Consider the following 20272-nt stretch of genomic DNA (forward strand, 5'->3'; position numbering starts at 1 on the left):
CCGGCCTGGAGGCGGGCGTCAGCAGCTGGTGTTGGAGGTGATCTTGATGCCGGTGATGGTTCCGATGGACGAGATGCTGTTCTGGTCGTGGGACGCGTTGGAGAGGCACTGGTAGCCGATGGTGCCGGAGCCGTAGTCGATGCGGAGCCACACCGTGTCCTGGTTCCTGGTGTTGACGGCAGCGAAGCCGGGCCCGTGGTTGGTGTTCTGGTAGTAGCTGGTGATGTCCCGGAACTCGGCGACGATGGTCTCGCTGCTGGGGCCGTCGTAGATGCAGACGTACGGGTAGGGGCAGCCGTCCTGGGAGTCGGCCTGCGCGCCCGTGGCGCCGGCCAGCGACATGGTGAGCACGGAGACGCCGACGGCGGCGGTCGCCGCGAACTTCCTGAGTCCGTTTCGCACGGTCTTCCTCTTCTCTATGGGTTCTCTGCGGGTGTCCGTCTGCCGGTTCGGCGCACGGCAGGTCTGGTGGGTGCGGTTGAGCGGGTCGCGGTCGGGCGGGTCGCGGTGCGCCGCGCGCCGGTCAGCTGTAGGTCGGGACGTACGGCTGGCAGGAGCCGTCGGGCCCGGCGGCCGAGTCGGTCCAGGAGTAATTCATCAGCTTGCTGCCGGTGGCCGGGCCGACGATGCCGTCCGCCTGGCTGCTGCCGAGGGAGACCTGCTGGAAGTTCCGCACGGCGCCGTCGGTCTGCGGGCCCCACTGGCCGTCCTCGTCGATGGGGTCCTGGCCGCTCGCCCGGCGGTAGTCGTTGACCAGGTGCTGCACGCACCGCACGCCGGTGCCGGAGGTGACGTGGTTGTACCCGAGCCAGGGGGCGGTGGTCGACGCCTGCGCGGTGCCGGCCAGTGCGGCGGTGGAGAGGGTGAGGGCGGCGGCCGCGACCAGGCCGCGGCGGATCGACTTCTTGATCATGGGGGTCCTTCGATAGGGATGGGATGCGGGCTGCCCGAGCCGCCGGGAGCGCACGAGCCACAGCACGGAGTCGCACGGTGGAATCGCGGCGTGGAGCGGCGTGGAGCGCAGTGGAGCGCAGTGGAGCGCAGTGGAGTCGCCGCACGGGACTGTGATCAGAGGCGGCGATGGCTGCGGTCACCCGGGGATCGGCCTGGGAGTCCTCGAAGGACTTGGCCTTGAGTGTGGCGACGATCCCCTGTTCGCCGTTGCCGGGGCCGAGCGGTCCGGCGGCTGCGGCCGGGAGAATCCGGTCGAGCTCCGTGAGACAGCCGTGTTCGGGCAGTGGCTTTCCGGCGAAGCTCGACACCCGGTTCCGGGTCCGAGGGTCGACGCCTGTCAGGACGGTCTGTGCGTCGAGCGGGGGTTTGCCGATCGGCGCGGTTCTGTGGGGGGCGGCGGTCTCCGGGAGGTGATAGCCCCACTGGTGTGTCTCGTCGGCGTCGCTGATGCCGTATCGGCGCTTCATGGTCTCGAACGCTCCGACCGGCGTGCGGTCCGGTCGGGCCGGTACCGAGTAGTCCTGCCCGTACCGCTTCATGCAGGCGCCGGTCGCGGCCTGCTGGACCCAGTTGAACTGTACCGACTGCGTGGGCGAGAGCATGTAGGCCTCGACCGGCAGGTGCAGTTCCGCCGTTCCGGCGGCGACGGTCGGGGTGGCAACCGACTGCGTGGGAGCGAGTGCGCCGGTGGGGGTGGAGGTACAGCCGGCGGCGGTCAGCAGGCGGCGCCGATGCTCTCTTCCTTGTTCTTCACGGTGGACGTGAGGTTGCCGCCACGGCCGGAAGGGACGTACTTCGCATCGCCGGTGAACGACGTCCCGGAGTAGACCCCGACGGCGCAGCCGCCCACGGCGGCCTCGACGCTCGCGGCATCGTGCCAGACGGCCGCTCCGGCACCGTTCGAGCCGTAGCCGTCGTTGCGGAAGTAGTAGTCCCAGACGGAGTACACCTTCCCGGACTGGGACACCCAAATGGCGCCCTCGGCACCACTGTTGTAGTACAGGCAGAAGTCAGTCGCCTCGTCGCTGCCGACGGTGCAGCGGAACGGTGTCGAGACTGTGCTCCAGCCATTGATCCAGGTCCCCGACGCGTGCGCCTGGCCGGTGCCGGTGATGAGGCCGGCTCCGGCGAGTGCCATGGCGACGGCCGCGCTGTCCGCTCGTCTGCCGAGCTTCCTGCGCACCGAGCCGGCGCGGCCGATGTCGGACGCGATGGTCTTCATTGGTTCCCCCTGGGCGTGGGCCGGTCGGTCAGTCCCGGCGTTTTCGGCGCGAGGCGATCCCCCGTGACGGAGACGCCCCCGTACGGCAGCCCACACCGTCTCGTCTCGCGACGTACCGTCTCGTCTCGCCTCGCGCTCCACCATGTTCCCCGCGCAAGACGATCACGTCAAGACGGCACGTGACGTCTCGTGGAATACTTCGGACCATGCCGCCAGCACCGAATCCGGACCTCCGCAACCAGCGCTCCCACCGCGCCATCCTCGACGCCGCCCTCGAAATCGCCGTCCGCGACGGCTACGCCCGGGTCACCATCGAGGGCATCGCCCACACCGCCGGAGTCGGGAAACAAACCATCTACCGCTGGTGGCCCAGCAAGGCCGCCGTCGTCCTCGAAGCCCTCAACGACCACACCGGGCCCTTCTCCGGCGTCCCGGACACCGGCGACATCACCGCCGACATCACCACCGCCGCACAAGGAGTCATCCAGGCCCTCGGCACCGACCTCGGAACCATCTGGCGCGGCCTGGTCGCCGACGCCCAGAGCGACCCCGGACTCGCCGAAGACCTCCGCACCGACTTCCTCGAACCCCGCAACAAGGCCTGGCAGGACCGCCTCGACCAGGCCGTCACAGCCGGCGAACTGCGCACCGACATCCCCACCCGAACCATGGTCGAACTCCTCTTCGGACCCGTCTACTACCGCCTCCTACTCGGAACCGGTCCACTCGATGCGGACGACACCGCCGCCCGCATCGACTACCTCCTCAACGGCCTCAGACAGCGCTGACCACGGGAACAGGCGGGCGCACAGCGAAATCCTGCATCGACAGCGGCGCGCCTCGGCCGGCCACCTGCCGAGGGCCCGCCCTCCCGCGCACGAGCTCCCCGGTCCGGGCACTGCGCGCGGGCTCGATCGACCTCGCCGTACCGACGTCCCGCCCGCCCCACCGACCTTGGGACGGCGAGGCGCCGCGCCTGCACGTCGAGACCGTCGCGGACACCGAACTGGTCGTGGCGCCACCACACCGGCCCGAGCGGGCCGTACCGAGGTGCACCTCGGCGAACTGGTCGACGCTCCGTGGATCGTCACCCCGGCATCGAACGCCGAGCCGCGGCACGACCGCGGCTCCCACGTGGACGGATCCGGTCAGGGCAGCAGGTGGGTGGCCATGTGCTCCCACTGGCGGATGGGGGCGATGCCCGGTGCGGGGGTCAGGAGGTGGAGGCTGACGTGGTCGGCTCCTGCGTCGAGGTGCTCGTGGACACGGCGGGCGATGTCCTCGGCATCGCCGTGGGCCACAATCGCGTCAACGAGCCGGTCGCCGAGCGCGTCGACGTCCTGGTACTTCAGGTCGTGCAGCAGCGTTCGCCGGTTCGGCAGGGCCGCCGCAGCCATGGCAGCGGCCAGTTCGGCAGTGCGGGTGCGGTCGGGGCTCAGCACGCACAGTTGGGTCACGGCCAGGAGCGCGTCAGGTCCCAGCACCGCCCTCGCGGTGCTGGTGTACTCGACGGGCATGCCCAACACGGTGGCTCCCCAGGTGCGTTCGGCGGCGAGTGCGAGCATGCCCGGCTCCAGGGCCGCCAGCACATGGCGCCGCAAGGCTGTTGTGGCGGGCGGCCCGAACGGGGCGGCGTCGAGAGTGTCGAGGTAGGCGCCCATCGTGGCCGGCGGTGAGCCGAAGCGGTGACCGCGGATGTCCTCGGCGAGGCTCGGGTGGCTCTCCCACAGTCCAAGCAGGAATCGCCCGGGGAACGCCTCCTCCAAGGTGCGCCGGGCAGCGGCGGCGGTCACCGCGTCGCGCGCGTAGATGTCGGTCATGCCAGCGGCCACGGTGATCCGCCGCGTGGCGGACAGCAGGATCGCGGCCTGCGCCATGGCCTCCCGCCCCGTGGTCTCGGCGAACCAGAGGGTGCCGTAGCCGAGATCCTCGATCGCTGTCTCGGCCTCGCGCATTCCTGCCGCAGGGTAGCTGTCGAGGTCGCCCGCCCAGATCCCGATGCGCCCGAGAGCGGATGAATCGGGTGTACGGGCGCTCATGCGTGCTGCCCGGCGGTGGGCTGGGTGGCCAGGAACGCGGCGATCTGGGCTGCGCCGGTGCGCTCCAGCCAGGTACGGAGATTCATCGCTCCGGGGTGGATACGGCGGGTTGCGGTGATGTCCGCGCGGTAGCCGCGTTCGTTGAGCCACTCGTAGGCGAATGCGAAGTCCTCGCTGAGGGCCCGGATCGCTTCGATCGGGATCCGGACGTACGGCAGCTGACGCCCGAGCGCGCTCTCGATGGCCGCCGCGATCTGTACCGGCGTGAGTTCGTCCGCTGCCAAGGTCGCCGCGCGGCCGATCCACTCCTCGGGCCGGGAGAACGCGAGCGCGGTGACGAAGCCGACGTCGTCCACCGCCATGATCTGCTGGGGGACCTCGGGGGCGAGGGCAGTGGCCAACCCTCCGCCTTGCAGGGCGTATTCGCCGGTGAAGTTCTCCATGAAGGAGACCGGCCGCAGGATCGTCGCGGGCAGGCGGAGCGCGGCGATGTGCTGCTCGATGCGCCACTTGCTGACCAGGTTCTGCGGCAGTGTTTCACTGCCGTGACGGTCCGCGCCGGCGACCGAGGTGAAGACGAAGTGCTCGACGCCGGCGGCACGTGCGGCTTCGGCGACGTTGATCCCCCAGCGGACCTCGTCCTCGGCGCTGAAGCCCGGTGCGGTTCCCGGGGAGCCGACAGTGGGCTGGACGCTGAACATGCCGTATGCGCCGTTGGTCGCGGCGATCAACGAGGAGACGTCCTCCATCTGCGCGCGCACGATCTGCGCACCTGCGCTCGCCAGTGCCCGGGCCGGCTCCCCGTTCGGGTCGCGGGTGAGTGCGCGTACCTGCCAGCCACTGCTGAGCAGGTGCCGTGCGACTGCCCGGCCCTGCAGGCCGGTAGCCCCCACCACGACGACGGTCTTTCCTGTCGGTTCCACGAATCTCCCCGTATCGCATGCCGACGAGGGGGCACACCCAGTAACTGGGGCGCCCCTCCGGTTATCGGTCGATACAATATGGAGGACCACCCCAGTTAGCAAGCCGTCAGGAGTTCCCGTGCCCAAGACTGCAGCTGGCCCCACTGCGCGGCCGATGCGCGCCGACGCGCGCCGCAACTACGACCGGATCGTGGCCGCCGCCGAGAGCCTGGTCGCCGAGCACGGCGCCGAAGCCTCGCTGGAACAGATCGCCCGCCACGCCGGCGTCGGCTCAGCCACACTCCACCGACACTTTCCCTCGCGTCAGTTGCTCCTGGAAGCCGTCTTCAAGGGGCGGGTGGAGGCCCTCTGCGCCCAAGCCCACGAGCTGCTGCCCGCGTCCGATCCCGGAGCCGCACTCGTCACCTGGCTCCGCGCCGTCGGCGCACACGCCGTCGCCAACCGGGGCCTGGGAGCGTCACTCATGCACGGCACCCGCGACGGCGACTCAACACTGGGAAGCACCTGCCACGCAATGATCACCAGCGCCGGCGACGAACTCCTCGACCGCGCCCGCCACATGAATGCCGTACGCCCCGACGTCACCATCGCCCAACTGCTCAAACTCGTCAGCGCCATCGCTTTGGCCACCGAGGGGGACCCCGACGGCCCAGGTGAGGCCGACCGGCTGCTCAACCTGGCTATCGAGGGGGTGCGCGCACGCTGAAGCCCTCATTCCGCAGCCAAGGAGCGCAACGCCTATCCTCGGTCGGTCTTAGACGGGGAAGCTCCCGATGAACACTTCGAGGCCTCCTGCCAGGTCAAGGGGTTGAATATCCACGTCGTGGTCGATCCACCACACGATGGGCACCTCGGGCGCCAGGTCGTGCAGCACCCTGTAGATGACGGTCAGGGATCCAACGGGCGATCCCCGGTCCTCGAACGAGAACACGCTGTGCTGGAGGCTGAACGACAGCTCCGTCGGCCACCCGGGGGCGACGTCCGCCACGATCTCCAGGAAGCCCTCGAACACGCTGCTCACCGTGGCGTCCGGCCAGTGCCTCTCGACGCACTTCTGCACCTGCTCCCCGGTGAAGGTCCACGGCCCGACTCGTTCGCGGTCGGCACTGACGTAGAAGCCGGACCCCACGGGGTGCTCTCTTCTCTCGATGCTGCAGGTCAGGGTTCGATGCGGACGCGGCCGGTGACGCCCTGGGCCGTCATGAGGGACTGGAAGCAGGCGGAGGCCTTGGGGTCGTTCGTGATGAGTTCGAGGTGGTTGACCTTGTTCCGGGGGTCCGTCAAGGCCGATGCGTACTTCTCCGGCTTCGCGGACTCCCGCTTCATGGTGTTCTCGTACGCGAATTCGAAGACCCCGTCCGCATTGTCCAAGCGGAACAGCGACTTGCAACTCTTCTGCTGACCAATGCACTTGGCGTCGATCGCGGCACCGTCTTCCGGGCGGACACCGTCGGCGTCCATACCCAGCTCGCGCCCCGTAGGATCCTGCACGTCGGTGTACAACCGGTACTCCGTCGATCCGGCCACCCTGACCTGGTACGCCCGCCTCGCGTTGATCTTCGGGTCGGGCTCGTCCGGGGGGCTTGGGCGCACGGGTACGGGCGGGTGGCTGGTGGTGCTCGGCGCTGCTGCTGATCGACCAGTTGGAAGAGCGGCTGCCGCACCGGCTCACCAGCCTGGTGTGCCGGAGGGCAGCGAAACGGTCCGGCACCTGCGGGTGCCGGACCGTCGTCGTGGAGGGAGGGGGTCAGGCCCCAGCACTCTCCAGCTGGAGCTGCTCCTGGTCGTCCTGGCTGGGGAGCGGGACGAGGTCCCTGAGGTCGTTGTAGTAGCGCCCGACGCTGCGCAGGCTCACCGGCTGGTCGTCCTTGCCCCGTGCCCGGAGGTTGTAAGGGCTCTTGTAGAGGTGACGGCGGAGTTCTTCCGGTCCGGGGTGGCGCCCGTACTCGGCGACCAAGGTGGCAAAGCCGATGGCCCACTTCAAGGGGATGTTCCTGGCGAGCGCCCGGTCCGCCAGTGCAGGATCGATGGCCGGCAGGTCGTCCTCGCCCGGGTCGGAATCGGGCGCGGCCCCTTCGGTGCGGACGGTCTCCGTAAGGTCTGCGGAGGTCTCCCGCACCGGCTCCTCGGCCTGTCCCGCACCCGCAAGAGCCGTGCGGGAATCAAGGGCCTCTGGCTGCTCGTACGCGAGCGTCAGGTCCGGCTCCGGCTCGGCTCGCACCGCCTGCAGCGGCACCGGAGCAGCCTCCGAATAGCCTCCCGCAGGGGCGTTGACCTGCGAAGACTCTGGATATGCCTGTGTAGGAACCGGGCTTTGCGGAACGAGGTGGCCCGCACCCGCAATCGACTCGATGCCCGGTCCCGCATCCGCGAAGGACTGCCCGGCAAACTCCCGCAAAGCGGCCGGCTGGCCAGCCGCCAGACCCGCAACGCTGTCGTGCTGTGCCCGCATCGGCTCCGCCCCTTCCGCGGCAGAGATGGACGGTATCTCACCGTCAGCTGGGGCCAGCTCCTTGCGCGGACCGGCAACCGCCGGAAGCTGGGCCGTGCCCTCCGGAGCCTGACCCTGCTGCTTCCGCTGGCCGTCGGTGGCTGCCGCTCGTGCAGCGAAGATCCGGTCCAGCGGGCGAGTGGCGACGCCAGCGGCCGCGAGGCCGTCTTCGTAGGTGATCTCCATCGGCACACCCAGCTCAAGCAGGTCCAGTGGCAGGCGCGCAGCAGCGGGCAGCTTCTTCTTCGGGCCGACCGGGGCGTCCTTCAGCAGGGTGAGGTATGCGAGGCGGGCCTGCTCAAGCAGGACCGCTTCGTCCACGCTCCGGATCTCCCACAGCTGCATCCGGCGCCACATCGCCCAGGTCTGACGGGGAGCGAGGAGCCAGCGCATCAGCCGGATCTTCTCGATGGACCTGTCGGAGCCGAGTCGCGCGAGCCTGGCGATGGCGTGCCGCGTCGCCTCGCTGATGATGATGAAGAGCACCGGGATGACGGAGTGCATTCCGGTGCCCAGCGGGTCGGGCCAGGAAGCCGCCGCGTTGAACGCAATGGTCGCCGCTGTCAGGCCCCAAGCGGTGGGGCGCAGCAGCGGGAAGGGGATGCGCAGCCAGGTGAGGACGAGGTCCAGCGCGAGGAGGACGAGGATGCCGACGTCCACGCCGATCGGGAAGGCGTAGGAGAACTGGCCCATGCCGACACCGAACGCCACCCGGCGGACCGCCAGGTAGGAGCCGGCCAGGCCGATCAGTGCGACGAACGTGGCGCCCAGCGCGACGAGCGAAATCAACACCCAGTGGACCCTGGTCAGGACCGGTCGTGTCACGGCTCTCCCCCTCTGCTTGTGCTCAGGGGGTGCAGTTTTTCATGTGGGTCGGACTAAGCGCACGGGACATACCTGGTCAGCCGCCTCAAGGACTCCCTAGCTCATAATTGATCTTGTGGTGGGTCGAGGAGAGATAACGGATGCGGCGTGGACTCGGATTGAGCCGTTGCTGCCACAGCAGGATGGCGCCGGGCGTCCTTGGCGGAATCACCGCCAGGTGGTGAACGGGGTGCTGTGGCGGCTGCGCACGGGTGCGCCGTGGCGTGATCTGCCCGAACGGTATGGCCCGTGGCAGACCGTCTACCGGCCAGTCCGAGGACGAATCGGATGATCCGGCAGCAGTCGCGCGCCGCGAGGCGCTCGGCAGGTCACGGGGCGGACTGACCACCAAGACATCTCATGTCGCTGGCGGTCAACTCGCCGGTGGAGGCGTCACGTCCAGCCCCTGCAGTCGGTGGGCTCTGAGTCCTCAGCTGGCATGTCGGAGCCGCCCGGTAGCATCGCCGAGCGTTGCGAAGGGGAGTCCGGAGGGGACCGAACATGCAGGTCGCGGGTGTTGACTTTCGGGTGAATCATCCGGTTCTGGCGCTGGGATCGACCGACTGGTTGCCGGCGTTGAACTTGCGAGACGAAGCCGCGGTCGGGTGTGACACCCACGTGGCGGTCCGGGTTCAGGCTCAGGTTCAGCTGGTCAGGGTCCGGCTCTTCTCCGAGCCGTTCGACGAGGGGCCCGGACCGGATCCTTCCTTCACGGCTGTCTTCGAGGGGCCGATCTCGTTGGCCGACGGACGGCTGGTCATCGGTGATGTCATGGGTGTGACGCGCTTCGTGAGTCTCGTCGGGGAAGCGGGCAGGCGGCGGATCCGGGTCGCCGTTGACGAGCCCGGTTGGAACGCGGCTGCAGTCGACATCTCCGTCGGCGCGCGGCTCTAGGCGGCGAGCGCGACAGCCTGGGCGAAAGCCCGTTCGGAGTCGTAGAGCGTGCGGTTCCGCAAGCAGTGGTAGAGGCAGCCGAGGAGCTTGTTGAAGCGGCCGGGGGCGGCGCTGACCGACACCGGCCAGTCGGTCTCCCCGGCCACGCCCCTGCCCCGCCTGGACCACGGCGCAGGCAGAGCTTGCCGCGGGGAGCGACGATCACGCTGGACTCCTCGTTCTGGAGGGCCTGGAAGAACCGCCGACGGCACCGGGAACGGGACACGATTCCTGGAACGCCCGCGGACGCGGTCGTGGACGGTCGAAATACCCGTCAGCCGACCCGAAGACCCACCGCCAGCGTCAGTTCAAGGACCCGGTGCGGCGATGCGAGATCCGGAAACAGCTCCCGCAGCTGCGACATCCGGTACCGGACTGTCTGGGGATGGACGAACAACGCCGCCGCCACCTCGTCCCGCCTGCCCTGGTGCAGCAGCCACTCCCGCAACGTCTCCTCCAGCCGCCGTGCGGTCACGACGGGCAAGGCCCGCAACGGTGCGAGGGCTCGGGCACGCAGGTCTGCGAACGCGTCCGCGTCGGCGCTCAGCACCAGCTCGGGCAGGTGGTCCTCGGTGTCGCGAATGTCGGAGGAGAGGGAGCGCGCGCGTACGGCTCGTGCGTACGAGGCGGACGCACGCGTCCACGGCCGGGCCGGGCCGACCACGGCGGTGCGGTCGGCCAGCTGCCGCAAGAGATGTGATCGGTCGGCGTCGGGGACGAGCAGCACGCCGGTGGCGTCCGGCAGGTCGTCGAGGACGAGGGTGCCCGGGTCGAGCGCGCGGTAGGCGGGCCGGGCCTGGTCGGCGGGCAGCAGGACCGCGGTCAGCGAAACCGGAGGCTGCCACCCGGCCCGTTGAGCAGAGGCCAGCAGCACGTCCGGACCCGCGCCGGCGAGAAGCTCGCGGGCCAGGTGTTCCAGGTGGCGTTCGTGGTCCCTGCCCCGGGCGGCCAGTTCGTCGGCGTGGCCCGCGGCGCTCGCGGCGGAGAGTTCGTCGATGTAGGCGAAGGTCAGCTCGGCGAACTTGGCGACCTCCGCGGCGGGCAGACCTGCGGGTACGGCACCCGCTGCCAGGCATCGCCAGGCCACGCGGGCGCCGACGCGGTAGGCGCTGAGCAGGGCGTCCATCGAACGGCCGTCGCGCACCTCGCCGCGGCCGAGCTCGTAGGCCGCGTCACCGGCGTCGCCGCCTGTGGCGTTCCCGCTCGCGAGGTCCAGGTAGTGCCCCAGGGCGGTGCGGACGGCTCGGCGGATGGTGCCGCCCATGCGGCCCGATAGGGCGTTGGCGTAGGAGGGGACCTCGTCGATGATCGCCTGGACGACCTCGTCGGCGGTGGCCTTCAGCTCGGCCCGAAGTGCGGTGACCGTCGTCTCGTCGAGAGCCGGTTCGCCGGCCCTCCGGATTGCTTGGCTCACGTTTTTGTTCCTTGCGAACAATTCGGTCGACCAGATTTACGTCCTTCGGTCAGGACTTTACGCCCTGCGGCGCAGCAAGCTGGAGTCATGACGAGTACAGCCCTCCGCAGCAGGGCGTGGAAACTGCTGGAGATGGTCACGACGCCGCTGCTGCCGTCGGACTACCTCGACCTGGTCAGCCCGCTGCGTGCGGGCGCCGACCTGCGTGGGCGCATCGAGGCCGTGCACCCCGAGACGGGTGACGCCGCGACCGTCGTGATCAGGCCGGGGCGGGGCTGGCGCGGCCACACGGCGGGCCAGTACGTGCGGATCGGGGTGGACGTCGACGGGAGGCGACTGTGGCGTTCCTACTCGATCACCTCGCCGACGAACCGCCGGGACGGCCGCGTCACGATCACGGTGAAGGCGATCCCGGGCGGCAAGGTCAGCAACCACCTGGTCCGCAGGGCGACACCGGGCACGCTGGTCCAGCTCGACCAGCCGGCCGGTGACTTCGTGCTCCCACAGGTCAAGCCCGCCAAGGTGCTCTACCTGACGGCCGGCAGCGGCATCACGCCCGTGATGGGCATGCTGCGCGACAGCGAGTTCGACGACGTCGTCATGGTCCACTGCGCACCACAGCCGCAGGACGTGATCTTCCGCGACGAACTGCACGGTCTGGTCGCGGACAAGAAGCTGCGCCTCACCGAAGTGCACACCGACACCGACGGCAGGCTCGACATCTCCCGTCTCGACGACGTCGTGCCCGACTGGGCCGAGCGCGAGACCTGGGCCTGCGGACCCGCGGGCCTGCTCGACGCCGCAGAGGCGCACTGGACCGAGCACGGCGTCCGGGAGCGCCTGCACACCGAACGCTTCCGCCCCGGCATCGTCGCCGGCGACGACGGCAACGGCGGCGGCGAGGTCACGTTCAGCGCCACCGGCAGGACCGTCGACGCGGACGGCGCCACGCCGTTGCTGGACATCGGCGAGGAGGCCGGGGTGCTCATGCCCTCCGGGTGCCGCATGGGCATCTGCTTCGGCTGCGTCACGCCGCTCAAGGCGGGCGCCGTCCGGGACCTGCGCACCGGCGAGATCACCGAGGCCGAACCGGGCGTCCTCATCCAGACCTGCGTGTCCGCCGCGGCGGGCCCCTGCGACATCGAACGGTAGGAGCGCCGTGACCGCCATCGACCCCACCGCCCACCTGACCGCGGAGCAGATCGAGGAGCTCGGCCGCGAGCTGGACGCGATCCGCGACGAGGTGATCGCCGGCCGCGGCGAGAAGGACGCCGCCTACATCCGCAAGGTCATCTCGGCGCAGCGCAAGCTCGAACTGGCCAGCAGGGGCGTGCTGCTGTTCTCGATCTTCCCGCCCGCGTGGCTGCTCGGCACCGCCGGTCTGTCCGTGGCGAAGATCATGGACAACATGGAGATCGGCCACAACGTCCTGCACGGCCAGTGGGACTGGATGCGGGACCCGAAGATCCACTCCACCACCTGGGAGTGGGATCACGTCTCGCCGTCCGAGCAGTGGAAGCACTCGCACAACGAGCTGCACCACACGTACACCAACGTGATCGGCAAGGACAACGACCTCGGCTACGGCATCATGCGCGTCGACGAGGACCAGAAGTGGCACCCGTTCCACCTCGGCCAGCCGCTGTGGAACTTCGTCAATGCCTGCTTCTTCGAGTACGGCATCGCAGCGTACGACCTGGAGCTCGGCAAGAACCTGCACAAGCGCCGCCGCAAGAACCCGGAGTTCCGCGCGCGGGCCAAGGCCGTGGGCCGCAAGATCCGCAAGCAGGCGCTCAAGGACTACGTGATCCACCCGCTGCTGTCGGGCCCGTCGTTCCTCACCACGCTGGCCGCCACGTTCACCGCGAACCTGGTCCGCAACATCTGGTCCCACTCGGTGATCATGTGCGGGCACTTCCCCGAGGGCGTCCAGGTCTTCGAGCGCCGGTCCATCGAGGGCGAGACGCGCGGCCAGTGGTACCTGCGCCAGATGATGGGTTCGGCGAACATCAGCGGCAGCAAGGCCATGCACTTCATGACCGGCAACCTGTCGCACCAGATCGAGCACCACCTGTTCCCGGACCTGCCGAGCAACCGGTACGCCGAGGTCGCGGTGAAGGTGCGCGCGCTGTTCGAGAAGTACGAGCTGGAGTACGTCACCGGGCCGCTGCCCAAGCAGGTGTTCTCCGCGTGGCGCAAGGTCTTCCGGCTCTCGCTGCCGAACAGGAAGCCCAAGGTCAGGACGCCGGACCGCGAGCAGGAACTCGTCGCGGCCTGATTCCCGGTACCGGTTCAGATCTTCCGGCCGTACTCGCGGCACCGCCGGGTCCGATGAGATGCGTTGCGGATGGCGGGCGACCGCGACAGCAGACCGTACGGCAGAACGGGATCGATCCGGCTGAGCACGGCCCGCGGCGTGGGCGTCTGCGGGCAACATGCTCCGCGGCCGGCCGCGTCCTCCATCAGGACGGCAACGACTGGACCAACGCGGGCCTGTACATCAGCGCGGGGGTGTCCCGGACTTGAACGGGGACCGCGCAATGATCAGCAGCGCGCGGCACAGGCGGGCAGGCGGGCGGTGCGGGGACGCCTGGTGGTTCACCCGGGGTTGTCGGGAAGGCGGCGCCCGAAGACGTCCTGCCCGACCGCTGTGGCCCGCCACGCGTCCCGCGCGCCGGAGGCGGTGGTGAACAGCCAGTGGGCGACGATCCGCTCCTCCTCGGGCAGGTACTGGCCGCTCCAGCTGGTCACGGAGGCGTCCTCACCCTGTCCGCTCGACCAGGTGACCGTCCAGCCCAGCGCCACGCCCGCCCCTGCCGGGGACGGGTCGTAGCGGCCCACCAGCTCCCGTTTCCCGGCCGGGCCCACCCCCGGCGCGAACGTACCCGACAAGGCACCCGCCCCGTCCGTCGCCAGGTCCAGGCACGACCCCAGCTCGTTGAACCACTCCCCATCGACCACTGCTGCCACCTCCCGTCTCACACCCCGTGCACCGCCCGAACACCCGCATCCTCACACCGGCACCCGCCCGGAAGCCCGCCCCGTTACTGCACCCGGCCGAACCCCGAACAGACACCCGCCAGCTCCGGACGCCGGCACTCAGGTCCCGCTCCGCTGCGGCACTGAACGGTGCGCACCCTCGCACCAGCGGGACAATGACAGAACCTGACGGCGCCGGTCCGGGACGGTCATCCTCGGGTGGTGGCGCCCGGCGGGAACCACGCACCGCGGCACCGACAGCCCGTGGAGGCACGACTTGGACAGCCACCCGGGCACCCGGCGCAACCTCCGGCAGCCGCTGCCCCTCTTCGGCGCCGACTGCGCGCTGTGCACACGCTGGGTCGCCGGGGCCGAGCGCCGCTGCAGTGGCGAGTCTTCACCTCGGACAGGTCAAGTATCGCGTCGTTCCGATGCGCCGCGGCCCGATGCCGGACCGCGGCACTGAGCGGTCAGCGGTGCTGGACCCACACCGTGAGCAGGCTAACGACGGTGCCACCGAATGCACCGGCCGCACCCTTGATCAGGCTGGTCACCGCCAAACGGCTGTGCCGGCGGGCCCATCGGCGCCGTTCGCTGACTGGCGTGGAGTTCTCAATAGACTTCATGCGAAGCCTCCTGTTTCCAGACGTACGGATGCTTCGGATTCGGGGCCTCGTGACCACGCCGGCAAGCACCGGTCACGGGGCCCTTCTCCGTGTGCACAGCCTGACACGGCGTCAGATCGGGTGCGCGGATGCGTTGGAGCCGTCCAAGGCATTTCAGGATCAATCGGTCACGCTCACCGGCTCCTGCCGTGAAATGCCATGCACTGCCATGGGCTGCAGAGGCGTGACCCGCACGCCTCAAGTTCGCATACATCCCCGATGAACCCGTTCAAGCAGGGAAGGTGTTCGTCACCGATGACGGCGCGGTGACGAACCTGGACAGCGGCCGGGACCACGAAGGCCGCCAGGCCGCCGGGCAGGGCCCGCCATCCAGCGCCGCGGGCCACCCCGACCCAACAGCGCACCACCACTCACCCCCACCACCAGGAGGACAGGGGCGCGCAGAGAGTCGGGTCGCCCGGGGCGAATCTCACCCCCGGGCTCCCACAGAACGGAGCGTGACAGTCTCCCGTCACTCCGCTCTTGTCATCCTGGACACGAGAAGCCCGGTGTCCATGCCCAGTGGGCCAAGAGCCTCGGGTACTGGCGCGTTGCGCGTTTCCAGCACGCGCGGGCCTTCTTGAACGTCCGGAGCCGCCTGTACTTGTTGCGGATCCGGCGCATCAGGTAGGCGTTGACGCGCAGGAGGAGGGGATGCAGCGCGGAGCGGTAGAACGCTCCGTTTGTGTTCGCCTTCCTGATCCCCATCTGACGCCTGACAGGCGCCCTTCATTGCCCTGATCGTGATCATCATTGCTGCGGCCAACGGGTTCCAGATGCACTGAGCCCAGTCGGCGAGGGCGCGGAGCAGGGAGGCCTCGTCGGTCGCGTCAAGGGACCGTTGCCGGCCAAAGAGCGGGAGGGAATCGGTCCGTCCGGACACGATGACCTTTTCGAGGCCACGCAGGACTGCGACGGTGGACGGCCTGTCCGCGCCAGCCGGGCGCGGACGAGATCAGGGAGCCGCAGCGTGATCAAGAAACTTCCCGTACTTGCCGCAGCTGTCGGGCTGCTCCTCGCACCCCTGGCCGGTACCGCGTCGGCTGAGACCACCACACCGGCGAAGCCCGCAGTGGGCTCCGCCCTCACCAGCGGTGTGTGGAACACCGCCACCTACAACCCCGGCGGAAACACCAACACGGTCGAGATCAACCAGTACGTCGGCAGCGACGGCCACCACTACGTCACCGGCTGGCTGTATGCCGGGAGCAGCAACGTCGCGTTCTACTACGACCAGTCCTTCGACGGCGGCCGGACCTGGAACAGCTTCCTTGACCGGCGGTACCTGGGCCCTGGCGGCTGGTACACCCTGCCGGTGAAGTACGACGACGGAGGCGTGTGGTACCGCGCCTGTTCGGCCGCCGAATGGGCGGGGAGCCCGTACGCGAACCCGCAGTGGGGGTACAACATCGCCTGCACCAACTGGTACTGACGCCAATCCCCGGGACGGCTCGCCGGATCGGCGGGCCATCCCGGCTTGGAGCCAATCCGCGCCGACTACCGGGCTTGGCAGGCGAAGTCCGAGGCCTGTGTGCGCGAGCGCCGTGGCAGCCTCGTCGTCGGGACGACCCCCGCCGACCCCGCGAAGTTCGCCGCCGAGGCACGGACGTTCCGACGGGCCGGGTACCGGGTGGAGCTGCTCGTGCCGGCCGTGCGCGCGGCCGACTCCCGGGGCACAGCCCACCGGTACGCCCGGCTCAGCGCGCGGGGCCTGCCCACCCGGTTCGCCACCGCGCCGGCCACGACACCCACCACCTGGTGCTGCTCGCCGCCGTCGCGACCGCCGAGGAACTGGCGGCCGTCGACCAGATCACCGTGATGCGGCGCGACACCACGGCCCCGTACCGCAGCCGGCCGACCTAAACCGACCCCATCACCCGGCGGCGGCGCCGGCCCTGCTCGCGGAGCAGGCGCGCCCCTGCACCGACCAGGAGGCGGTGTTCTGCTGCTCCTCCGTGCCAGCGGGCGCGGGCCCCGCCGGCACATCGATGGGCTCCGGTTCGCGGTCGGGCTCGCGGGTGAGGGCGGCCGGGTCGTCCATCCTTCCGCCATGGTCACACGGACTTCGGTGGTGCGGGCGCGCACGGGTGCCATCGGACGGCTATCGAACGTCACCACGGTGTGAGCCGGATCGCTTCCCGGGGAGTGCCGGAGGGGGTGCCCGGTGACGGTCGTCACGCGCTCCGGGCGTCTCCTACCCTTCCTAGTGGGCCGCTCACCGGTTCCGGTCACCGCGGCCGGGCCGTCCGCCTCCGTCGCTGCCGCTCCCCCGCCGCTACCGCAGGGTCTCCGGTGTTGTCGCAGGTCGAGACCTTGCAAATCGTCCGAAAAGTCTGAATTCGCCCAGGTTTGGACGCCTGGATGACGGGTGCCGGGCCGTCTTCCACCGGCGCGTTCACCCCGCCGCACTACGACGCAGCGTCGTAACGGGCACCCCTTGGAGCCGGCGGCCGAGCCCGCTAACAATGGCTGAGTCGCCAGCTGCGGCGGTGGTCCGATCCACTGCCGCACCTTCCGCCGGCGGTCACCATCCGTGACCGCCCCGGTGTCGACTCCCGCCCGCCGGCCCTGCCGGGCCGGCCGAGCCGCGGGACGAGGCACCCCCATGATTGAGGTCGAACTCCCACATGCCCGTGATCGCCACCCGCATGCGCAAGTCCGCCGCCCTGCTCACCGCCGCCGCCGGCATCGCCGTCATCGGCGCCGCCGTCGTCCCGACCGCCGCCTCGGCCACCACGCCGCAGGAGCTGGCCGCGAGCATCGTCCCCGCCGACCAGCTCGCCTCCTTCAGCCAGATCATCTCCCACGAGAGCGGCTGGAACGTCACCGCGACCAACGCCTCCTCGGGCGCCTACGGCCTCGGCCAGGCCCTGCCCGGCAACAAGATGGCCTCCGCCGGCGCCGACTGGAAGACCAGCGCCTCCACCCAGATCAAGTGGGCCTACGACTACATGAACGGCCGCTACGGCAGCCCGAACGCCGCCTGGGCCTACTGGCAGATCCACCACAACTACTGACCGGGCTCGGCAACGGATCGGCCGCACCCCGGCGATCCGCCGCTCGACCCGGCCGCCCCACGAGCCACGACGACGGCACGAGCCGAGTCCGCGGCCGCACGGGGCCTGCCCCGGAGGGGCCCGGTGCGCACACCACGCGCACCGGGCCCCTCCGCCGTTTCCGGGACCGATGGATACCGTGGGACCGGTGGGCCATGTGTACCGAGTGACCGAGTGCGACCCCGCCTGACGGCGTGCTGCGGGCCCGCCGGCGGACCGACCCCACCCGGGTGACCGCGCCCGGCACTGCTGCGCGGGCTCACGGCCGGCGAGGTCCGCTCGCGGGCGGAGCTCCCGGGGTCGGGGTCGGGATCGACGGCGTGGTGACCGCGGTGGGCGGGAGACGCGTGTCGGGATCGTGGCGGTGGACCGGGGGCGGGAGCGGGTCTCGGCGGTGCTCCAGGCGCCGGCGGCCCGGCGGCGCGTCAGGAGCGGAACGTGCGACGGTAGGTGTCGGGGGGCACGCCGACCGTGCGGTGGAAATGGCGGCGCAGCGTGGTGGCGGTGCCCATGCCGGTCGCGTCGGCGATCCGCTCCATCCCGTCATTGGTGGTCTCCAGCAACTCCTGGGCGTGGCGGATGCGTTGGGCGAGCAGCCACTGCAGCGGCGTGGCGCCGGTGACCGCCCGGAAGTGCCGGCCGAGGTGGCGCGAACTCATCCGGGCCTGCCGGGCGAGGTCCTCCACCGTCAGCGGCTGGTCGAGGCGCTCCAGCACCCACGGGAGGAGGTCGGCGAGCGGGTGGCTCTCGGGGGCGGGCACCGGGGTGGTGACGAACTGGGCCTGCCCGCCGTCCCGGTGCGGCGGGACCACCAGGCGGCGGGCCACCGTGTTGGCGACGGCGGCGCCGTGGTCGAGGCGGACCAGGTGCAGGCACAGGTCCATGGCCGCGGCCTTGCCCGCGGAGGTGAGCACGCTGCCGTTGTCGACGTAGAGCACGTCGGGGTCGACCGCCACCCGCGGGAAGCGGGCGGCCAGCACGTCGGTGTGAGCCCAGTGCGTGGTGGCGCGCAGGCCGTCCAGGAGTCCGGCGGCGGCGAGCACGAACGCGCCGGTGCAGAGCGAGGCGACCCGTGCGCCCGCCCGGTGGGCCGCGCGTACGGCGTCGACCAGGTCGGCGGGCGGGTCCACGTCCACGTCGGCCCAGCCTGGGACGATCACCAGGTCGGCGGCCGCCAGCCCGTCGAGCCCGCGGTCGGGCTCCAGCCGGAACCGTTCGACCCGGACCGGGCCGGGGCCGCAGACGGCCAGGTCGTACCAGGGGCCGGTGACGGCGGCCGGGCGCGCGCCGAAGACCTCGTGCGCCAGGGAGAGTTCGAAGTGCAGCATGCCCTCGGTGACGGCCAGTGCGACAGAAGTCATGTCCGGAATTGTACGAGCCGTGTCGTTCCGGACACTCACCGCCCGGTGTCCCGCGTGGCCAGGATGGTGGCAACGGAGGACGAGCGGGAAGAGGCGGGAACGATGGGACAGACGGTCGCGGTGTTCGGGGCGTACGGGCACACCGGGCGGTTCGTGGTGGCGGAGCTCGGGGAGCGGGGCTTCCGCCCGGTGCTGGTGGGGCGGGACGCGGGCAGGCTGGTGGCGCTGGCCGCCGAGCACCCGGGCAGCGAGGTGCGGCCGGCCACGGTCGAGGACGCGGACTCGCTGGACCGCGCGCTGGCCGGCACCGACGCGGTGATCAACTGCGCCGGCCCGTTCGCCTCCACCGTCGGCCCGGTGATCGAGGCGGCCCTGCGCGCCGGGATCCCGTACGTGGACGTGGCGGCGGAGATCGAGGCCAACCTGGACACCTTCGAGCGGTTCGCCGACCGGGCCCGGGCCGCGGGCACCGTGGTCGTCCCGGCGATGGCCTTCTACGGCGGCCTCGGCGACCTGCTGGCCACCGCCGCGATGGGCGGCCGGACGGCGGCCGACGAGGTCCACATCGCCTACGGGCTGAGCAGTTGGCACCCCACCCCGGGCACCCGGCTGTCGGGCACCGTCTCGCGGGAACGGCGCGGCGACCGTCGGCTGCGGCACACCGGCGGCCGGCTGACGTACCACCAGGACGAACTTCCCGCGCTGGACTGGGCCTTCCCCGAGCCGCTGGGCCTACGCCCGGTCATCGGCGACTTCGCCATGGCGGACATCGTCACCGTGCCGAGCCACCTCGCCGTCACCGACCTGCACAGCTACATGACCGTCGAGGCCGTCCGCGACCTCGCCGCCCCGCAGACACCCGCGCCGGTGCCGGCCGACGGGCAGGGCCGCTCCGACCAGACCTTCCTGGTCGACGTGGTGGTGCGGACCGGCGGCGAGCAGCGCCGGGCGGTGGCGCGCGGACGGGACATCTACGCCGTCTCGGCGCCCCTGGCCGTAGAGGCGGTGCACCGCATCCTCACCGGGCGTACCCGGACGGTCGGCGTCGCCTCCGCGGGCGAGGCCTTCGACGCCGCCGACTTCCTGCGGGCACTGTCCGGCCACCTGACCGTGGAACTGGCCGACGGAGCACCGATCGGGTGACGCACGGTCGGGGCTCGCACGGCCCCGGCAGTCCGACTGCAGCGGGAAGGGCCGCCACCGTCATGGAGGTTCTTCTCCGCACCGGCGTAGCGGCGGTCGTCGCCGACCCGCTGCCGCGCTACGGGGCCCGGACGGCGAGGAGCGGGGCCCGGACGGCGAGGTCCGGCACCTCCGCGCCGGCCTCCTCCGGGTCGCCCGGAACCGCCCGGCCCGTGCGCCACCAGCCCC

22 protein-coding genes and 3 pseudogenes are annotated in these 20272 nt (G+C 70.7%); 11 read left to right on the top strand and 14 right to left on the bottom strand.

Translation table 11 applies throughout. The annotated features are described in order from the left end of the window. Window positions 1-18: 18 nt before the first annotated feature. The 3 genes from ABT048_RS40320 to ABT048_RS40330 form a co-directional block, all read right to left on the bottom strand. Window positions 19-402, bottom strand: a complete 384-nt coding sequence (locus tag ABT048_RS40320; RefSeq protein WP_350526626.1) for a hypothetical protein — start codon at window positions 400-402, stop codon at window positions 19-21. Window positions 403-523: 121 nt separating this feature from the next. Next, entirely contained in the window at window positions 524-913 is a 390-nt protein-coding gene (locus ABT048_RS40325) for a peptidoglycan-binding domain-containing protein (protein WP_350526627.1), read from the bottom strand. A 756-nt stretch (window positions 914-1669) separates the two neighbouring features. Next, on the bottom strand, window positions 1670-2176 hold the full coding sequence (locus ABT048_RS40330; RefSeq protein WP_350526628.1) for a hypothetical protein: 507 nt from the start codon (window positions 2174-2176) through the stop codon (window positions 1670-1672). A gap of 206 nt (window positions 2177-2382) precedes the next feature. Here ABT048_RS40330 and ABT048_RS40335 point away from each other — a divergent pair, with 206 nt between their 5' ends. After that, on the top strand, window positions 2383-2964 hold the full coding sequence (locus ABT048_RS40335; RefSeq protein ID WP_350526629.1) for a TetR/AcrR family transcriptional regulator: 582 nt from the start codon (window positions 2383-2385) through the stop codon (window positions 2962-2964). Between the two features lie 360 nt (window positions 2965-3324). On the opposite strand, the gene ABT048_RS40340 is transcribed toward ABT048_RS40335, so the two are convergent. Then, window positions 3325-4215 (bottom strand): TIGR03620 family F420-dependent LLM class oxidoreductase, encoded by an 891-nt coding sequence (locus ABT048_RS40340; protein ID WP_350526630.1) that lies wholly within the window; start codon window positions 4213-4215, stop codon window positions 3325-3327. Then, window positions 4212-5138 (bottom strand): NmrA/HSCARG family protein, encoded by a 927-nt coding sequence (locus tag ABT048_RS40345; RefSeq protein ID WP_350526631.1) that lies wholly within the window; start codon window positions 5136-5138, stop codon window positions 4212-4214. Before ABT048_RS40345 ends, ABT048_RS40340 begins: the two co-directional genes overlap by 4 nt. Window positions 5139-5256: 118 nt before the next feature. Between ABT048_RS40345 and ABT048_RS40350 the strand changes: the two genes are divergently transcribed. Further along, window positions 5257-5844 carry a TetR/AcrR family transcriptional regulator gene (locus ABT048_RS40350; RefSeq protein ID WP_350526632.1) on the top strand — a complete coding sequence of 196 codons (588 nt, stop codon included), beginning with the start codon at window positions 5257-5259 and terminating at the stop codon, window positions 5842-5844. 48 nt (window positions 5845-5892) lie between these two features. Here ABT048_RS40350 and ABT048_RS40355 read toward each other — a convergent pair whose 3' ends face one another. From ABT048_RS40355 to ABT048_RS40365, 3 genes are all read right to left on the bottom strand, one after another. Then, a complete protein-coding gene (locus tag ABT048_RS40355) occupies window positions 5893-6267 on the bottom strand; it encodes a hypothetical protein (RefSeq protein ID WP_350526633.1) in 375 nt (124 codons plus the stop codon). A gap of 29 nt (window positions 6268-6296) precedes the next feature. Continuing rightward, complete coding sequence (locus ABT048_RS40360; RefSeq protein ID WP_350526634.1) at window positions 6297-6731, bottom strand: restriction endonuclease fold toxin-2 domain-containing protein; 435 nt, start codon at window positions 6729-6731, stop codon at window positions 6297-6299. A gap of 154 nt (window positions 6732-6885) precedes the next feature. Further along, window positions 6886-8421 (bottom strand): DUF2637 domain-containing protein, encoded by a 1536-nt coding sequence (locus ABT048_RS40365; protein WP_350526635.1) that lies wholly within the window; start codon window positions 8419-8421, stop codon window positions 6886-6888. A 151-nt stretch (window positions 8422-8572) separates the two neighbouring features. On the opposite strand from ABT048_RS40365, the pseudogene ABT048_RS40370 reads away from it, so the two are divergent. From ABT048_RS40370 to ABT048_RS40375, 3 genes and pseudogenes are all read left to right on the top strand, one after another. Next, window positions 8573-8758 (top strand): annotated as a pseudogene (locus ABT048_RS40370) (transposase); the annotation flags it as partial. 13 nt (window positions 8759-8771) lie between these two features. Beyond that, window positions 8772-8870: pseudogene (locus tag ABT048_RS41785) on the top strand (IS5/IS1182 family transposase); the annotation flags it as partial. A 124-nt stretch (window positions 8871-8994) separates the two neighbouring features. Beyond that, a complete protein-coding gene (locus ABT048_RS40375; protein ID WP_350526636.1) occupies window positions 8995-9387 on the top strand; it encodes a hypothetical protein in 393 nt (130 codons plus the stop codon). On the opposite strand, the gene ABT048_RS40380 is transcribed toward ABT048_RS40375, so the two are convergent. Continuing rightward, window positions 9384-9533, bottom strand: coding sequence for a hypothetical protein (locus ABT048_RS40380; protein WP_350526637.1), 150 nt, complete (start codon window positions 9531-9533; stop codon window positions 9384-9386). The two genes, ABT048_RS40375 and ABT048_RS40380, sit on opposite strands and share 4 nt — an antisense overlap. A 167-nt stretch (window positions 9534-9700) precedes the next feature. Further along, window positions 9701-10840, bottom strand: coding sequence for a PucR family transcriptional regulator (locus ABT048_RS40385; RefSeq protein WP_350526638.1), 1140 nt, complete (start codon window positions 10838-10840; stop codon window positions 9701-9703). Window positions 10841-10927: 87 nt separating this feature from the next. Between ABT048_RS40385 and ABT048_RS40390 the strand changes: the two genes are divergently transcribed. Together ABT048_RS40390 and ABT048_RS40395 are read left to right on the top strand one after the other, a co-directional pair. Further along, window positions 10928-11992 carry a ferredoxin reductase gene (locus ABT048_RS40390; protein ID WP_350526639.1) on the top strand — a complete coding sequence of 355 codons (1065 nt, stop codon included), beginning with the start codon at window positions 10928-10930 and terminating at the stop codon, window positions 11990-11992. Between the two features lie 7 nt (window positions 11993-11999). After that, window positions 12000-13118, top strand: coding sequence for a fatty acid desaturase family protein (locus ABT048_RS40395; protein ID WP_350526640.1), 1119 nt, complete (start codon window positions 12000-12002; stop codon window positions 13116-13118). Window positions 13119-13438: 320 nt separating this feature from the next. Here ABT048_RS40395 and ABT048_RS40400 read toward each other — a convergent pair whose 3' ends face one another. Together ABT048_RS40400 and ABT048_RS40405 are read right to left on the bottom strand one after the other, a co-directional pair. Beyond that, window positions 13439-13801 (bottom strand): avidin/streptavidin family protein, encoded by a 363-nt coding sequence (locus ABT048_RS40400; RefSeq protein ID WP_350526641.1) that lies wholly within the window; start codon window positions 13799-13801, stop codon window positions 13439-13441. Window positions 13802-14289: 488 nt separating this feature from the next. After that, window positions 14290-14445, bottom strand: coding sequence for a hypothetical protein (locus ABT048_RS40405; RefSeq protein WP_350526642.1), 156 nt, complete (start codon window positions 14443-14445; stop codon window positions 14290-14292). A 1009-nt stretch (window positions 14446-15454) separates the two neighbouring features. On the opposite strand from ABT048_RS40405, the gene ABT048_RS40410 reads away from it, so the two are divergent. Next, window positions 15455-15916 carry a hypothetical protein gene (locus tag ABT048_RS40410; RefSeq protein ID WP_350526643.1) on the top strand — a complete coding sequence of 154 codons (462 nt, stop codon included), beginning with the start codon at window positions 15455-15457 and terminating at the stop codon, window positions 15914-15916. Window positions 15917-15961: 45 nt separating this feature from the next. Then, window positions 15962-16171: pseudogene (locus ABT048_RS40415) on the top strand (zeta toxin family protein); the annotation flags it as partial. 186 nt (window positions 16172-16357) lie between these two features. On the opposite strand, the gene ABT048_RS40420 reads toward ABT048_RS40415, so the two are convergent. Next, complete coding sequence (locus tag ABT048_RS40420; RefSeq protein WP_350526644.1) at window positions 16358-16525, bottom strand: hypothetical protein; 168 nt, start codon at window positions 16523-16525, stop codon at window positions 16358-16360. Window positions 16526-17111: 586 nt separating this feature from the next. Between ABT048_RS40420 and ABT048_RS40425 the strand changes: the two genes are divergently transcribed. Further along, window positions 17112-17501 carry an aggregation-promoting factor C-terminal-like domain-containing protein gene (locus ABT048_RS40425; RefSeq protein WP_350526645.1) on the top strand — a complete coding sequence of 130 codons (390 nt, stop codon included), beginning with the start codon at window positions 17112-17114 and terminating at the stop codon, window positions 17499-17501. A 464-nt stretch (window positions 17502-17965) separates the two neighbouring features. Here the strand turns inward: ABT048_RS40425 and ABT048_RS40430 are convergent, their stop codons facing one another. Beyond that, window positions 17966-18901 carry a helix-turn-helix domain-containing protein gene (locus ABT048_RS40430; protein WP_350526646.1) on the bottom strand — a complete coding sequence of 312 codons (936 nt, stop codon included), beginning with the start codon at window positions 18899-18901 and terminating at the stop codon, window positions 17966-17968. A gap of 102 nt (window positions 18902-19003) precedes the next feature. Here ABT048_RS40430 and ABT048_RS40435 point away from each other — a divergent pair, with 102 nt between their 5' ends. After that, complete coding sequence (locus ABT048_RS40435) at window positions 19004-20044, top strand: saccharopine dehydrogenase family protein (RefSeq protein ID WP_350526647.1); 1041 nt, start codon at window positions 19004-19006, stop codon at window positions 20042-20044. Window positions 20045-20272 lie beyond the last annotated feature (228 nt).

The sequence above is a fragment of the Kitasatospora sp. NPDC096140 genome, from assembly GCF_040303045.1.
Classification (GTDB): Bacteria; Actinomycetota; Actinomycetes; order Streptomycetales; family Streptomycetaceae; genus Kitasatospora.

Excerpts from the sequence above, each read along its gene's own strand:
- ABT048_RS40425 (WP_350526645.1), top strand. The coding sequence starts at position 17,112 with ATGCCCGTGATCGCCACCCGCATGCGCAAGTCCGCCGCCCTGCTCACC.
- ABT048_RS40390 (WP_350526639.1), top strand. The coding sequence starts at position 10,928 with ATGACGAGTACAGCCCTCCGCAGCAGGGCGTGGAAACTGCTGGAGATG.
- ABT048_RS40435 (WP_350526647.1), top strand. The coding sequence starts at position 19,004 with ATGGGACAGACGGTCGCGGTGTTCGGGGCGTACGGGCACACCGGGCGG.
- ABT048_RS40375 (WP_350526636.1), top strand. The coding sequence starts at position 8,995 with ATGCAGGTCGCGGGTGTTGACTTTCGGGTGAATCATCCGGTTCTGGCG.
- ABT048_RS40335 (WP_350526629.1), top strand. The coding sequence starts at position 2,383 with ATGCCGCCAGCACCGAATCCGGACCTCCGCAACCAGCGCTCCCACCGC.
- ABT048_RS40330 (WP_350526628.1), bottom strand. The coding sequence starts at position 2,176 with ATGAAGACCATCGCGTCCGACATCGGCCGCGCCGGCTCGGTGCGCAGG.
- ABT048_RS40420 (WP_350526644.1), bottom strand. The coding sequence starts at position 16,525 with ATGGACGACCCGGCCGCCCTCACCCGCGAGCCCGACCGCGAACCGGAG.
- ABT048_RS40430 (WP_350526646.1), bottom strand. The coding sequence starts at position 18,901 with ATGACTTCTGTCGCACTGGCCGTCACCGAGGGCATGCTGCACTTCGAA.
- ABT048_RS40325 (WP_350526627.1), bottom strand. The coding sequence starts at position 913 with ATGATCAAGAAGTCGATCCGCCGCGGCCTGGTCGCGGCCGCCGCCCTC.
- ABT048_RS40405 (WP_350526642.1), bottom strand. The coding sequence starts at position 14,445 with ATGAAGTCTATTGAGAACTCCACGCCAGTCAGCGAACGGCGCCGATGG.
- ABT048_RS40340 (WP_350526630.1), bottom strand. The coding sequence starts at position 4,215 with ATGAGCGCCCGTACACCCGATTCATCCGCTCTCGGGCGCATCGGGATC.